The following is a 15,656-nucleotide window of genomic DNA, read 5'->3' as shown; positions in this document are numbered from 1 at the left end:
CTAGGTCGTCGGGGTAACCTTAAGTAGTTGTGCTGCTGCGTGTTGATCAATAATCAAGCAATTCGGGTAACCACCCATGAGGGCCGCCTTAACCGCTGGTACCTTAGCATCACCAGCCGCCACCAGAATCGAATGTTCCTTCTGCCGGAGATTGTCGAGGTCGATACCAATTGTGCGCTGATTCAGCTGCGGATCGACGACTTCACCATTTTCGTCGATGTAGCGGGAAAAAATATCCCCCACTGCGTGAGCCTGCAGAAAACTCTTTTCACGTTCCTGTAAATACTCCAGCTGAAAGACCAGTGCCGAGTTACGGACGGTGCCCACGGAATAAATCGCAATATTGGCCTTTCTTCCCAACTCGAGCAGGTACTGAATATGTCGCTCAGCTTCCACCAATTCTTTAGTTTGTTGGTGATCAAAGATGACCGGCAGTGGTAAGTATTGGGGCACGGCGTGGAAGGCATTGGCAAAGGCGTCAATGCTTTCGTACGCGTAAGTGTGCTCCGTTGCATAACTCACGCTTCCCTTGAGTTGAATGACCTCGACACCAGTTAAGGTATCGGGTTGTAGATTCGAACCAATTGCGTAGATGGTCTTCCCCCACCCAATCCCGATAATATCATGTTCCGTCACGATTTCTTCGAGATAGTGCGCCGCATACTGACCGACCGTGTTGAGTAGCTCACTGGCTACCGTTAACTGGGTTGGCACCACGTGAACCTCCACGTGGTAGGCCTGGGTCAGCGCCTGCTCCAGCGTTTGAACGTCTTGGACCGGATCCACAATCTGAATCCGGACGAGCCCCTGCTCTCTGGCAAACTGTAGCAAGCGTGACACCGTTGGGCGAGAAATACCAAGCTGGTGGGCAATCTGACTTTGACTCTGGTCCGATTGATAATACATCTTAGCCACAGCTAAGCTTTGTGCTAGTCGTTGCTCCGTCGTCTCCGCCATGCGTTTGCCCTCCTTGTGATTTTTTAAATGTTACCAGACTTAAAACTGGTGACCACCGGCTGCTCTTACAGCGCTATGGCCACCAATTTCAGGGTTACTCTGCAATGGCAGCTTCCAAAGCAACCTTGATCATGTCGCTGAAGGACGTTTCACGTTCTTCAGGACTCGTGGATTCACCGGTGACCAAGTGATTACTAATGGTCAGGACGGATAAGGCCTTAACGTGGTACTTTGCTGCGATCAGGAACAATGCTGCTGATTCCATTTCGGTTGCAATCACGCCGTAGTCGACTAACTTTTGCCGGTCCATTTCATCGTTATAGAAACGATCTTCAGCCAGAATGTTCCCAACCTTAACCGGAATCTGCATGTCTTTAGCTGCATGATATGCCGCGTCCAGCAACCCAAAGTCACTCAACGTTGCATAGTAGATGCCGCCACCAAAGACGTTATGAATAATCGCTGAATCCGTCGTTGACCCCTGTGCCAGAACCACGTCGCGAACGTGAACGTCCGGACTCATTCCGCCGGCTGTACCGACCCGGAATAATTTTTTGGCACCGTAGTCATTGATTAATTCGTGAGCGTAAATGGAAATGGACGGAATCCCCATCCCAGTTCCCTGTACGGAAATCCGGTGGCCCTTGTAAGTTCCGGTATAGCCAAAGGCATTTCGGACCTTGTTGTAGCACACTGGGTTTTCTAAGAACGTTTCGGCAATGTACTTCGCCCGTAATGGATCACCGGGCATTAAGACAGTATCGGCGATATCGCCCATTTTTGCTTCCAAATGGTTACTCATGATGGTTTTCCTCCTCGGTTGCGCTATTTCAAGTCAGCTAAGAAACTGTGGCCTTCATTGTTACCAGCCACACCAAAATTATCCAACACCGTGGCACCAAAATCTGAGAATGGTGACCGAACACCCAAGCTACCACCCTGCTTAAAGCCTGGGGAGTAAGCCAGAATTGGGACAAATTCACGGGTGTGATCCGTCCCAGTGTAAGTTGGATCGTTCCCATGATCTGCGGTGATCATTAACAGATCATCGTCATGCATGTTGGCCATAACCGTGCCCAGGCGTTCATCAAAGTCCATCAACGCTTGGCCAAAGCCCTTGGGATTCCGGCGGTGACCATACATCGCATCGAAGTCCACCAGGTTCGTGAAGCAAAATCCGGTAAAGTCTTCTTGCATGACGTGGTCCACGTGATCCATTCCGTCCATGTTGCTTTCGTTATGGTAGCCTTCGTCAATCCCGTGACCAGAGAAGATATCGTTAATCTTCCCCACACCAACCACGTGAACACCAGCGGCTTGCAGGCGATCCATGTCGGTTTTACCGGTTGGTTCCAGCGTGAAGTCACGCCGGTTAGCCGTCCGTGTAAAGTGATCGGCATCTGGTCCAACGTAAGGCCGTGCAATGATCCGGCCAATCAGGTATTCTGGGCCATTGACCAAAGAACGTGCGTATTCACAGATTTTATAGAGTTCGTCTAATGGAATAACTTCTTCATGCGCTGCAATCTGCAAGACGGAATCACCAGACGTATAGACGATCAGGTCGCCCTTAGCCATCTGTTGTTCCCCTAATTCAGCAATGATTTTGGTACCAGATTCGGGACGGTTACCGATAACTTTACGACCAGAAAACGTTTCCAATTTCTTGATGATGTCAGCTGGAAAGCCGTTAGGGAACGTATCGAGTGCCTTACGAACGGGCAACCCCATCATTTCCCAGTGGCCATCCATGGAATCCTTGCCGGCAGAGATTTCTTGCATTTTACCGTAATAAGCGTGTGGCGCATCGACTACGGGAACACCTTCAATTGGCGTATCCCGGAGATTGGATATCCCCAATTTAGCCAGGTTCGGTAAGGCTAACTTGCCCGCGTAGTAGTGGCCCACGTGGCCAAGCGTATCGGCCCCCTCGTCACCGTATTTCGCAGAGTCCGGTGCGGCCCCCGTTCCAACAGAATCCATAACTAAACCGAAAATGCGTTTAAACTTCATATCCGTATCCCCACTTTCACAAACTTATTTTAGTAACCTGACTTAGTCCCAGTGGCTTCGCCGGTCAAAATAGCAACCGTTGCACTGACACCTAAACGACTAGCACCAGCATCGATCATAGCTAAGGCTTCGTCCTTGCTGTGAATCCCACCGGAAGCCTTAACACCTAACCGGTCGCCAACAGTTTCACGCATTAATTTAACATCTTCGAGCTTAGCACCCGCGGTTGAGAACCCAGTAGAAGTCTTCACGAAGTCAGCGCCAGCTTGTTCACTCAACTTGCATGCGCGGATAATTTCTTCGTTGTTCAACAGGCACGTTTCCAGGATAACTTTAAGCAGTTTTCCCTTGGCATGAACGGCTTCCGCTAAGGCGAGAATATCCTTGCCAACCTTATCATTGTTACCAGACTTCAATTCACCAACATTGATAACCATGTCGATTTCTTCGGCACCGTCTTCGATAGCCTGGTTCGCTTCGAAGACTTCACTAGCGGTTGCCATGGCACCTAGTGGGAAGCCAACAACGGCGATGGGATTAACGTCGCTATCCTTCAATTGCTCAGCAACAAACGGAATCCAGTAGGAGTTAACACAGACGGAAGCCGTATCAAATTGCTTAGCTTCGTCACAGGTTTGCTTGATGCTAGCCTCGGTGGCATCGGCCTTTAAGTTAGTGTGATCCATGTATTTTGCTAATTGTGCAGTCGTTAATGTCATAATATGAAACCCCTTTCATTTATCACAATTAGCATAACGGATTCCTGCACGTTTGTAAAGCAAAATCTTGAAATTCTGTTCAACAACCCCGTTAATTGTGTCAAGACGCACATATTGAAAATGCTTTCTAGTAAATCGCTTTACGTGTTGGAAGCAAGCTTTCATTATGGTGTCACGTGTGCAAAAAAAATCATCAAATTAGTATTGAGCATGCACATTTAGTAAGCTGGCGTGTATTCAAAAAAGTCTATTTTTTGATGACCTCACTTAGGAATCGTCAGAAGCTGGTGCCTAATTTTCGTCAAAAAAAGGACCTCAACAATTGCGCGTTGAGATCCTCATTCATTCATGTAAGATTACTTCTTCACTAAAACTGTGACGCTTTCCACGTGTGGTGTCTGTGGAAATTGGTCGACCGGTTGGATTGGCCCGTCAATTTCATAACCAAGTTCTTGGAACCGGGTCACATCACGAACCAACGTTGCTGGGTTACAGCTGACGTAAACAACCTTCTTGGGTCCCATCTTAGCGGTGGAATCAATCAAGCTTTCGGCAAGACCCTTGCGTGGTGGATCGACCACGACAACATCGGGCTTAACACCGTCTTCTTGCCACTTAGCCATTTGGTATTCGGCCTTGTTGATTTCAAAAGTCACATTGCTCAAATGGTTCTTCTGGGCATTGACCTTGGCATCTTCAATTGCTTCGGAAACGACATCGACTCCGTAAACTTGCTTGGCATGTTTAGCCAGGGCCAATGAAATCGTCCCAATACCACAGTAGGCATCGATGACGGTTTCTTCACCGGTCAAGCCGGCCTTATCGATGGCCATTTGATACAGCTTTTCAGTCTGTTGTGGGTTCACTTGATAGAATGACCGGGCCGAAATAGCGAAGGTCAATCCTAACAGGCTATCCTCAATAGTAGGTTTGCCGTACAGTGTTCGCGTGACGTTACCCATGATGACATTCGTCTTCTTGGCATTAACGTTCAGAACGATGCTGGTGACCTCTGGTAAGGCCTGGTGAATTTGATCGACCAGTTGTGCCTGACTTGGCAGCTTTTGCGTCCGACTAATCAGGACGATCATCATTTCATGACTGTAGTAACCCCGTCGAACCATAATATTCCGGATAACACCCTTGTCACTGATTTCATTGTAGGCCGGAATCTCAAATTGACGAAGAATATCCCGAACCTTAATAATGGCAGCGTCAATGGCCGGATCTTGAATGTAAAAGTCCGTCAAGGGGATCAAGTCATGACTGTGTTGCCGGTAAAACCCGGTTTCCAGTTGACCTTTGATCATCCGAACAGGAACTTGCGCCTTGTTCCGGTATTGGGTTGGGTTGTCCATTCCTAACGTTGGGGCAACGTCAACGTCTTGGTGGTCCTTACTGAAGAGTTCAGCAATCTGGTGTTGCTTGAACTTCAATTGGGCTGGGTAGGCCAGATGTTGTAGGGGCGCAATCCCAGTTTGACGGTATGTCTTATCAACATCCTTAACCCGGTCCGGTGATTCGGACTTCCAAGCAACTGCCCGGGCAAACCCGTAATGGCTCTGGACTTTAGTGACCTGAATTGTCAATTCTTCGCCAGGTAAGGCATTTTCGATGAACAATGGGAAATCGTCCACCTTAGCCACACCCATCCCCTGATAAGTCAGGTCAGCGATTGTGACGTCGAGGCGTTCATTCTTTGCTACTGGTGCTTTAGTTTTCATGTGTACTCCTTAATGAGAAAGGGACTTTGCCACTAAACGTTCGTGCAAAATCCCTTCAGTATCTTAATCTTCCGTTTGACGTTCGCCTTCAGGTAGGCTTTCAACCTGCTTGACAAAGCGCTGTTCTGCTTCCAGAACTTCTGGTGATTCACTAGTAACCGCCGAATCTGGAATAGCATCTAAGTTGGCGTACATCTCAATGTGTTGTCCAAGATTCCGGAACTTCATTGGTGCATCGCCACCGTATTCGCCATCCAAGTTGATCATCATTCGATCCTCGACCGGCTTAGCGATCACCTTGCTGGTCTTCTTGTAAATGATATGAGAATCATTAATGTGTTTACCCCCGTTCAAGACTAAGCCCATCAACCGGAGAATTTCCGGCATGCTGGCGGTCTTGACGATGATCATGGTAAACTTCCCATCATCCAATGCGGCGTCGGGCACAATCTGCTCGAACCCCCCAATGGAATTGGTCAGTGCCAAGAGAAACATGGACGCCTTGCCGCGAAAATGACCACCGTCATAGGTCAAGTCCATATCAATGGGCTTGATCCGTGGCAAGAGCTCGGCCCCCTTCAGGAGGTATGCCAGATAGCCAAAAATGGACTTCAAGTTGGATGGGACGTCATAGGTCAACTCCGTCAGTAGTCCCCCACCGGCAATGTTGATAAAGTATGTCTCACCCGCCTGGCCGATATCCATCTTGATGGTCTGATCCTTCAGGACAACTTTCGCTGCCGCCAAAGGATCTTCGCGCGGGATGTGAAGCGCCCGAGCATAATCATTCGTGGTACCGGCAGGAATAATGGCCATTTTAGGACGATGTGGCAATCCAGCAATCCCGTTGACAACTTGATTGATCGTCCCATCGCCCCCGGCAGCCACGATCAACTCAAAGCCAGCTTTCGCCACTCTGGTCGCTTCGTTTTGTGCCGAGTTAGGATCGGCTGTGGTGGCAAAAGCACTCGTCTCGTACCCCGCCTGTTCAAACACCGCTAGAATATCAATCAGGTCTTTTTTCAAAGCTTCACGCCCTGAAGTTGGATTATAAATGACCCGTGCCCGTTTACGCATGATGTGCCTCCATTGCTCTATTGCTGTAATGCTGCCATTAACAACTTGTTAACGACTTGCGGGTTAGCTTGCCCGTGCGTTTGCTTCATGATTTGACCGACTAAGAATCCAACGGCCCGTTTCTTACCATTGTTGAAATCTTCGATGGATTGTGGATTGGACTGTAAAACATCGTCGATGATCGGCTGTAATTTAGCAGGATCTGACAATTGTACCAAACCGTTTTTCTCAACAAAAGCCTTAGGTTCCTCGCCATTGGTGATGGCCTTGAAGACCTTCTTAGCCATCTTGCTAGAAATCGTGCCATCGGAAATTAAGTTGATCATCCCGGCTAAGTTAGCCGGTGTCAGCTTCGTGGCTTGTAAATCAACGTGATTATCATTCAGATAGGCGTTAACGTCCTCTTGCAGGTAGTTAGCAGCCATCTTAGGATCTGCTTTCAAGTCAACAGCAGCATCGAAGAAGTCAGACATTTCCTTGGTCTGGGTGATAACCATGGCATCATAATCCGTCAAACCAAGCTCGTTAACGTAACGTTCGCGACGCTTAGTTGGCATTTCTGGCATAGCATCGCCGAGTTCCTTGACCCAGTCGTCACTGATTTCCAGTGCTGGCAGGTCAGGTTCTGGGAAGTACCGATAATCATCGGCACCGGCCTTGACCCGCATCAGAATAGTCTCACCAGTCTTTTCGTCAAACCGCCGCGTTTCTTGTTGCACCGCGCCGCCAGACATCAAGACTTGTTGCTGCCGTTTCTCTTCGTACGCCAACCCACGTTGGACGTAGTTGAAGGAGTTCAAGTTTTTCAGTTCCGTCTTAGTCCCAAATTTTTCTTGACCAACAGGCCGCACGGAAATGTTAACATCGACCCGCATGGAGCCTTCTTCCATCTTCACGTCGGAGATCCCGGTAAACTGAATCCGCTGACGAAGAGCTTCCAAGTAGGCATAGGCTTCAGCAGGTGAAGCGATGTCTGGCTTGGACACAATTTCAATCAACGGCGTTCCTTGCCGGTTCAAATCAACATAAGAATAGTCGCGCTCATGGGTGTTCTTTCCGGCATCTTCTTCAATATGCATTTCAGAAATACCGATTTTCTTCTTCACACCATCAACATCAACTTCAACCCAACCATCATGACCGATAGGCTTGTCGGATTGTGTGATCTGGTAAGCCTTAGGGTTATCAGGATAGAAGTAGTTCTTACGGTCAAAGTGTGTGTGTTGTTCAACCGTCGCGTGCAAGGCCAAAGCCGCAATGATGCCATCGGCGACGACACCCTTGTTGGTTGTTGGCAAAACCCCGGGATACCCAAAGTCAATGACGTTGGTGTTGGCGTTAGGATCAGCTCCGTAAGCAACGGGGGATGGGCTAAAGATCTTTGAATTTGTCTTTAACTCAATGTGGACTTCCAGTCCAATCGTAGTTTCAAAATTCATTAGTTTTGGCCTCCTAACGTTGGTACTTGTAAATGAAAGTCCGTGTTTTGTTCGAAGGCGTACCCGGCTTTGTACAGCGTACTCTCATCGAACGGCCGACCAATCAATTGCATCCCAACTGGCAAGTTGTTGCTGAAACCAGCAGGTAATGAAAGTCCTGGTAATCCAGCCAAATTAACTGGGATCGTCAGGATATCGTTCATGTACATGGTAATTGGATCCTTGATCTCAGCACCCAAGTCAAATGCAGGCGTTGGCGCAACAGGTCCCATGATGAAATCGTGGTCTTTCAAGACCGCTTTAAAGTCGTTAATGATGACCGTCCGAACCTTGGCAGCCTTTAAGAAGTAGGCGTCATAGAATCCAGCGGACAAGGAGAAGGTTCCTAACATAATCCGACGCTTAACTTCATCACCAAAACCTTCAGAACGGGATTTCACGTAGACGTCTTCCAAGTTCTTAACGTCTTGTGCCCGGTAACCATAACGAATGCCATCGAACCGTTGCAGGTTAGATGAGGCTTCGGATGAGGCGATGATGTAGTAAGCAGCAACCCCATACTTGTTGTGTGGTAAGGAAACTTCATCGACAGTGGCACCTAATTGACGATAGGTATCAGCAGCAGCCAGAATGGCGCTCTTCACGCCTTCGTCGACTCCTTCGGCCAAGAATTCCTTAGGTAATCCAATGCGCAAGCCCTTGACGCTAGTTGCATCGTTTAAGTCCTTTGCAAAATCGGGAACAGCTTGTGTTGAACTCGTTAAGTCATGTTCGTCATGTCCTGCAATGGCGCTTAAGATCGTGGCGTTATCTTTAACCCCACGCGTCAATGGCCCAATCTGATCCAGACTAGAACCAAAAGCGATCAGACCCCAACGAGAAACACGGCCGTAAGTTGGCTTCATTCCAACAACCCCGTTAAATGCGGCGGGTTGGCGAATAGAGCCACCGGTATCGGTACCTAGGGCAGCAACGACTTGACCAGAAGCCACAGCAGCTGCGGAACCCCCAGAGGATCCACCAGGAACTTTGGTTTGATCCCAAGCATTCTTCGTTTGCTTAAAAGCAGACGTTTCGGTGGAACCACCCATGGCAAACTCATCCATGTTGGTCTTCCCGACCGTGATCATTTGTGCATCAGCTAATTTAGTTGTGACCGTAGCATCATAGATAGGATTAAAGTTGGTTAAAATCTTGGAAGCAGCCGTCGTCGTTAAGTCCTTAGTGACGATGTTATCCTTGATTGCTACGGGAATCCCAGCCAAGAGTTGGTCTTCCTTAATCCCATCGGCATCAACTTTAGCAGCTTGATCCAGCGCAGCGTCTTCATTCAAGGCTAGAAAGGCATCGATTTTAGGATCAGTGGCTTTAATATTGTCGAAGGTTGCCTGCGTTAATTCCTTAGCGCTAAGCTTCTTAGCGACCAAGTCGGCGTGGAGACTGGCGAGATCTTGTTTAAAGTAATTCATCTGTTAGTTATCCTCGCTTTCGTCAATGATGGCCGGCACCTTAATGAAGCCGCGAGCGGCGTCTGGTGCATTCTTAAGCAGCGCTTGACTCTGTCCCCAATTATCGGCGACGTCTTCACGCATAACGTTTAATTGATCAGATACATTACTCGTTACTTCAACGCCGTCAGTATCAACCTCGCTGAGCGTTTCAAAAAGGCCAATAATGTCATCAAGTTGGGGCGTGAAAGCATCCAACTGGGCATCCGTAAATTCAAGCTTTGCCAAACCGGCAACGTGTTGAACTTGGTCTCGATTAATTCGATTAGCCATCAATATCCCTCTTTCTAATTTATCCGCATTCACCGTTTATCTCCAATTACTTGAAGATAAACACACATTAACATTCTACCATATATCCGCGTCACACCAAAGATTCTGATAAGAAAATGATCGTTTTTCTGTGACCTCGTTTGGACTTCGCGTGATCGGATCTAGAAAGCGGCTGGCTTTCAACTCGAAAAAAGTTCTATATGGCTTTTCTCCGGGATGTGACTACTGCCGAATGCCCATAATAACAGTTAGTCTGCACGATAACAACTCATTTACGGCTAACTTACCACTTTACCCTATAAATAAGCCGTCTCACTATCCAGCCGCCAAATCATCTTCGTCCCAACCGATGCGGAGCGGATAACACAAAAGTTGCGGAGTTCCTTCGTCAAAATGACGAAAGTGATCCGCAACTTTGCAAAATATTCACTTGCATTTAGTAACTATTGAAGACGTGACTGGTAAACTTCTTTGCCCCACTCGCCCGGGACAGGAAGCTTTGTGTCCCGTCCGTTGAAGAGACTGTAATATCAATCGGCACACCGGACGGCAGATACTTTTGTGCCGCCGTTTGCAAGTACTGCGTAAAGCTAATGATTTCTGTTTGGCTATAGAACTGGATGGTGATGTTAACGTGCATCCCTTGCAGGTTCTTACCGTCATAACGGGCTTGCGCCGTAACGCCACTCAGGTTCGGGAAAAAGTTCTCGACTTGCGTCTTGAAGTTCGTAAAGGAGCTCTCATCGTTACTGTTAGGACTGCTTGAGCCACTCTCGATTGGGAACACATAGTTCTTTTCCCCAAGCGGCGTCCAGCTCTTCACACTGGTTACACCAGCCTTATTATTCGAGTACGCCATGAAGGTTCCACCAACCAAACTATCGTTAGATGCCTGACGATAAACGGCGATCACGATTGGTACATTCTTCAACGCGGACTTCTTCCGCAGACGCTGAAGTACTGTATCAGCTGCCTTTTTGGCATAAGCCTCACCAGCTGCTTTGCTGATCTTCGTTTCGTAGGTTGCCCCATATTGGGTCTTCTTGTAATAGTCGACCGAATTTACGGCAATCCCAATTGTAACCCCGCTCAACGAAAGCTTGCTGTTCTTTTGCGTCATGTAATCCTGTTCTTCAAGTGCCTGGATGTAAACAGGATTCCGCTTAGTCGGCGAGGTTGACCCATTGCTAGTGGGATTCAACCCATCAGGATTAGACTTGGACTTTCGATCCAACCAGTTTTGCACAGTTGAAGAACTCAGATACTGACCTTCCTGGAAGACGTATTTCTTAGTTGAGAAGACCTTCTTTGAGACGCTCAGCATCCCATTCTCAAAGCTCTTCAAATTATACGTATTTCCAGAATCTTGGCTATTTGTGACCCCACGTGACTTGCTCGTCTGGTAGTGACCACTCTTGATGACACCTTCGTAGTCTCCGTCCGTCGTTTGGCCGGTCAACTGGGTACTCCCAGATTTACCACTACCGCCAGAACTCGAAGACATACTGGAACTACCTAAATTACCACACGCAGCCAAAAATAATGGAACCGCAGCTAACGCGATAAAAGTTCGTAACCGTTTCACGACTTGTTTCCTCCTAAAGGTCATCATTTATTCTCATCCATTGCCGCCTGCAATTGTGCTTCATTCCAAACGGGAACGTTTAGGCTCTGAGCCTTAGCAAGTTTGCTACCAGCCGCTTCACCAGCAATCAACAGGTCCGTCTTCTTAGAAACAGACCCGGTGACCGTGGCACCATGCTGCTCCAACCATACCGTGGCCTCTGGCCGGCTCAGCTCTTGAAGTTTCCCTGTCAGAACCACACGTTGTCCAGCAAACTGTCCCTCGATCTCAGTGGGCATTGTCGCCCCACTGGTATAAGTCAGGTTAACACTAAGGTCTGCAAGCTCATGAATCAGGTCTCGGACCTGCTCATTGCTAAAGTACGTCACCACACTATCGGCAATAATGCCACCGATGGTATCGATGGCCGCAATCGTCTCACTATCGGCAGCCATCAAGCTGTCAATGTCGCCAAATTCTGCCGCAATAGAGCGGGCAGCCTTGGCCCCAACGTGACGAATGCCTAAACCAAATAGCAAACGTTCTAATGAATTATTGCGACTATTATCGATTGCTGTCAAGAGGTTTTGGGCCGACTTCTCCCCAAATTTATCTAAAGTTAATAATTGGTCGGCAGTTAGCCGATATAAACTGGCAACATTGCTCACCAATTTTCGGTCAAACAGCTGTGCCACAATCTGTGGGCCCAGACCAGCAATGTTCATCGCATTTCGAGAGGCAAAGTGATTCATCCCCTCAGCCAGTTGGGCAGGACAGTTGGGATTGATACAACGCAAGGCAACTTCCTCATCCAAGTGAACCAATTCCGCGCCACAAGAAGGACAGTGTGTTGGAATCGGATAGCGTTTGGCATCCGCCGGACGTTTAGCCGCAACAAATTGTGAAATCTCAGGAATGATGTCCCCCGCTTTATGCAGCAACACCGTATCACCGATCCGGATATCCTTAGCTTCCAGATAGTCTGGATTATGAAGGGAAGCCCGAGCGACTGTGCTTCCAGCCAATGCGACTGGTACCATCACAGCAGTTGGCGTAACAATTCCTGTCCGTCCCACGGTCCATTCGATATCCAAAATTTTCGTTTGAACTTCTTCTGGTGGGAACTTGTAGGCAATTGCCCAACGCGGCACCTTGACCGTGGCCCCCAATGACCGCTGTAATGGCAATGAATTAGCCTTGATGACGATACCATCGATCCCGTATGGGAGATTGCTTCGCTGCTCCTGATAGCGGTCGATGTACGTCCCGACCTCGGTCATGTTGCGTGCAATCTGGTAACTTGGGTTAGTTGTGAAACCCAACCCTGCCAGTTCATCTAGCAATCCGCTCTGTGTCCGTGTATTCAGCGGTTCGTAGTCTGCAATATTATACATAAAAGTTGCGAGCTGGCGATCCGCCGTAACCTGAACGTCCAGTTGCCGCAGCGACCCCGCCGCAGCGTTCCGCGGATTGGCAAAGGGTGCCTTACCGGCTGCTTCCCGTCGTTCATTTAGCGCCAAGAAGGCCGCCTTAGGCATGTAGCACTCGCCCCGCACGTCAATGGTCAGTGGTCGACTCAGCGTTTGCGGAATCGACTTGATTGTCTTCAGATTGGCCGTGATATCCTCACCAATCTGACCGTTCCCCCGCGTGGAACCCTGAACAAACTCCCCGTTTTCATAACGTAATGAAATAGCCAGACCATCGATCTTCAATTCACAGTTATAATCAAAATCCTCTTCAACATTAGCTCGAAGCCGTTCATCGAATTCCCCCAACTCCTCCAGTGAAAAGACATCGCCCAAAGAAAGCATCGGAATATCATGTGTGACCTTGGGTAAGTCTCCTCGCGTTGTCCCACCGACTCGCTGTGTAGGTGATTCCGGTGTCACAATATTAGGAAAGGCCGTCTCCAGCGCAACCAATCGCGCATAGCTCCGGTCATAGACGTCATCCTCCACAGCTGGTGCATCTGCATCGTAATATTGCTTACCCCACACCATAAGCTGAGGACGTAACTCTGCCGCTTCGCTCGCAGCCTGTTCTTCGGTTAAAGTATTAATGGGTTTATCAGTCATATTAGCCTCCCACGTTAACTTTTTAATCAACTCGCTTGATGGGTGCAAAGGCAGCTAACAGCCGCTTGACACCCTGTTCTGGAAACGCAATATCGAGTTCAGCATCTTCACCGGTACCGCTAACCTTAACGACGGTTCCGATTCCCCACTTCTTGTGACTGGCCTTGTCACCAATACTCCAGGCAACCTTGCCAGCACCTGTACCCGTTGGTTCACTAACCCGACCAGTCTTGCCATGATACGGCGTAGCCACAGCACTGGCTGTTCGCCGAGCAAATGGGACATCTTGACGGTTAGGCGTTAACCCAGCCTTACTTTCACTGTAATCCAAGTGTAGTAATTCTGGCGCAATTTCAGTGATGAACCGTGACTCAGGGTTGTTCTGCCGCCGACCGTAGAGCATTCGCGAGTACGCATTGGTGAGATACAGCTTCTGCTGTGCCCGTGTGATCCCAACATAGGCCAGACGACGTTCTTCTTCCAACTGATCATCTTCAAGCATCGCCCGTGAAAGTGGGAAGATACCTTCTTCAAGCCCCATAAGAAAGATCACTGGGAATTCCAGTCCCTTAGCGGCATGTAACGTCATTAGTGTCACCTCGGCAGGTTCCTCCTCAACATCGTCTTGTGCTGAGACCAAGGCCAAATCGGCCAAAAATTCAACCAACCGATCATCATTTTCATCGTGATCTTCGTTATCCCAACCATCATCAAACTTTTGCGTCACGGACAGAAATTCCTCAATGTTTTCAATTCGCGTCTCAGCTTCCAAGGACTTGGAAGCCTTCAAGGCGGCCATATAACCAGTCTGATCCAGTAATTGACTGGTTATATCGGATACCGTCGCCGTGGCGGCAACATCTTGCACAGCCTTGATGGTCAGTCCAAATTTTTCCATGGCATTTCGAATCCGGGCGCCCAAGTTCGTCGCAAGGCTGACATTTTGCGTGGCCTCTAACTCGGACCAGCCATTAAAGTCGGCAAAGTCCCGCAACTTCGTCAGGCTCGTTGCACCAATCCCCCGCTTGGGTTCATTGATGATTCGTTCCAAGCTCATCGAATCAGCCGGATTAGCAATCAGAGTCAGATAAGCTAAAACATCCCGAATTTCCTTACGGTCGTAGAACTTGTGCCCGCCGACCATGGTGTACGGGATGTTGGCCTTCACCAGAGTTTCTTCAATCACTCGTGACTGCGCGTTGGTCCGATACAGAACCGCAAAGTCACCGTAATCGTGATGGTTCTGCTCACGTTCTTCCTGGATCTTTGCCACGACATAGTGTGCTTCATCATTTTCATTTTGGCCACGGTAGTAAGAGATTGGGTCTCCCTCTGGATTTTCCGTCCAGAGATCCTTCTTTTTCCGGTTCACATTGCGCTGAATAACATCATTGGCGGCCTTCAAGATTGTCTTGGTTGACCGATAGTTCTGTTCCAGCATGGTGACGTGCGCATCGGGATAGTCATGTTCAAAGTTCAAAATATTTTCCATGTTGGCACCCCGCCAACCGTAAATACTCTGATCCCCATCCCCAACGACACAGAGGTTATTAAACTTCTTAGCCAACATGTTGACCAGCATATACTGGGCATCGTTGGTATCCTGATATTCATCCACGTGAATGTATTGGAACTTGTCCTGATAGTGTGCCAAGACTTCTTTTTCATCGTTAAATAACTTAATCGTTAGCATAATCAGATCGTCAAAGTCCATGGCCTGGTTGGCCTTCAATTGGCGTTGATAGCTTTCATAAACATCAGCAACCGTTGTTTCAAACGGATTCCCTGCTGCTTCACGCATCATCGCTGGCGTCTGCAAAGCATTCTTGGCATTCGAAATGGCCCCTAGAACTGAGCGCGGATCAAACTTCTTAACATTCAAATTCTGGTCCTGTAAGACTCGCTTGATCAGTGTCCGTTGCTCCCCGGTATCGGCAATCGTAAAGGCCCGATTATATCCTAATTTATCAGCATCTCGTCGTAAAATACGCACACACAGGGCATGGAACGTGGAGACCCAAACGTCGTTACCGTCAGGGCCTAAAAGTTTGGCCACCCGTTCACGCATTTCCTTAGCTGCCTTATTCGTAAAGGTAATTGCTAGGATTCGCCACGGCATGACGTTGTTGTGCTCAATCAAGTAAGCTACTCGGTGCGTTAAGACTCGTGTCTTACCACTACCGGCACCTGCCAATACCAGAAGGGGCCCCTCAGTCTGAAGGACGGCCTCCGTTTGCTTATCATTCATGCCAGTTAACAATTCTTCTCCTGCCACCGTGAACACAATCCTCTCTGTAGTTAGTC

General features: G+C 48.5%; 12 protein-coding genes. All 12 read right to left on the bottom strand.

Going from position 1 to position 15,656, the window contains the following annotated elements; all coding sequences use genetic code 11:
• The 12 genes from deoR to pcrA all read right to left on the bottom strand — a co-directional run bounded on the left by deoR (nt 1) and on the right by pcrA (nt 15,600).
• On the bottom strand, nt 1–957 hold the full coding sequence (deoR, locus tag ACKTSF_RS04100) for a DNA-binding transcriptional repressor DeoR (protein ID WP_407886872.1): 957 nt from the start codon (nt 955–957) through the stop codon (nt 1–3).
• 94 nt (nt 958–1,051) lie between these two features.
• Nucleotides 1,052–1,759 (bottom strand): purine-nucleoside phosphorylase, encoded by a 708-nt coding sequence (gene deoD, locus ACKTSF_RS04095; RefSeq protein ID WP_407886870.1) that lies wholly within the window; start codon nt 1,757–1,759, stop codon nt 1,052–1,054.
• A gap of 23 nt (nt 1,760–1,782) precedes the next feature.
• Complete coding sequence (locus tag ACKTSF_RS04090; RefSeq protein ID WP_407886868.1) at nt 1,783–2,970, bottom strand: phosphopentomutase; 1,188 nt, start codon at nt 2,968–2,970, stop codon at nt 1,783–1,785.
• 29 nt (nt 2,971–2,999) lie between these two features.
• Nucleotides 3,000–3,689 (bottom strand): deoxyribose-phosphate aldolase, encoded by a 690-nt coding sequence (gene deoC / locus ACKTSF_RS04085; protein ID WP_407886866.1) that lies wholly within the window; start codon nt 3,687–3,689, stop codon nt 3,000–3,002.
• A 356-nt stretch (nt 3,690–4,045) separates the two neighbouring features.
• Nucleotides 4,046–5,413, bottom strand: coding sequence for a 23S rRNA (uracil(1939)-C(5))-methyltransferase RlmD (gene rlmD / locus ACKTSF_RS04080; protein ID WP_407886864.1), 1,368 nt, complete (start codon nt 5,411–5,413; stop codon nt 4,046–4,048).
• Nucleotides 5,414–5,476: 63 nt separating this feature from the next.
• Entirely contained in the window at nt 5,477–6,490 is a 1,014-nt protein-coding gene (locus ACKTSF_RS04075; protein WP_407886863.1) for a diacylglycerol kinase, read from the bottom strand.
• A gap of 17 nt (nt 6,491–6,507) precedes the next feature.
• Complete coding sequence (gene gatB, locus ACKTSF_RS04070; protein ID WP_407886862.1) at nt 6,508–7,929, bottom strand: Asp-tRNA(Asn)/Glu-tRNA(Gln) amidotransferase subunit GatB; 1,422 nt, start codon at nt 7,927–7,929, stop codon at nt 6,508–6,510.
• Nucleotides 7,929–9,398, bottom strand: a complete 1,470-nt coding sequence (gene gatA / locus ACKTSF_RS04065) for an Asp-tRNA(Asn)/Glu-tRNA(Gln) amidotransferase subunit GatA (protein ID WP_407886861.1) — start codon at nt 9,396–9,398, stop codon at nt 7,929–7,931. Before gatA ends, gatB begins: the two co-directional genes overlap by 1 nt.
• 3 nt (nt 9,399–9,401) lie before the next feature.
• Nucleotides 9,402–9,710: an Asp-tRNA(Asn)/Glu-tRNA(Gln) amidotransferase subunit GatC gene (gene gatC / locus ACKTSF_RS04060; RefSeq protein WP_407886859.1), complete on the bottom strand. Its 309-nt coding sequence runs from the start codon at nt 9,708–9,710 to the stop codon at nt 9,402–9,404.
• Nucleotides 9,711–10,146: 436 nt separating this feature from the next.
• A complete protein-coding gene (locus tag ACKTSF_RS04055) occupies nt 10,147–11,319 on the bottom strand; it encodes a CamS family sex pheromone protein (protein ID WP_407886938.1) in 1,173 nt (390 codons plus the stop codon).
• A complete protein-coding gene (gene ligA, locus ACKTSF_RS04050; RefSeq protein WP_407886857.1) occupies nt 11,319–13,352 on the bottom strand; it encodes an NAD-dependent DNA ligase LigA in 2,034 nt (677 codons plus the stop codon). Before ligA ends, ACKTSF_RS04055 begins: the two co-directional genes overlap by 1 nt.
• A gap of 22 nt (nt 13,353–13,374) precedes the next feature.
• Nucleotides 13,375–15,600 carry a DNA helicase PcrA gene (gene pcrA / locus ACKTSF_RS04045; RefSeq protein WP_407886855.1) on the bottom strand — a complete coding sequence of 742 codons (2,226 nt, stop codon included), beginning with the start codon at nt 15,598–15,600 and terminating at the stop codon, nt 13,375–13,377.
• Between the last annotated feature and the right edge of the window lie 56 nt (nt 15,601–15,656).

This window comes from Levilactobacillus muriae (genome assembly GCF_045862015.1).
In the GTDB taxonomy this organism is placed as follows: Bacteria; Bacillota; Bacilli; order Lactobacillales; family Lactobacillaceae; genus Levilactobacillus; species Levilactobacillus muriae.
This window is presented reverse-complemented; position numbering and strand designations above follow the sequence as displayed.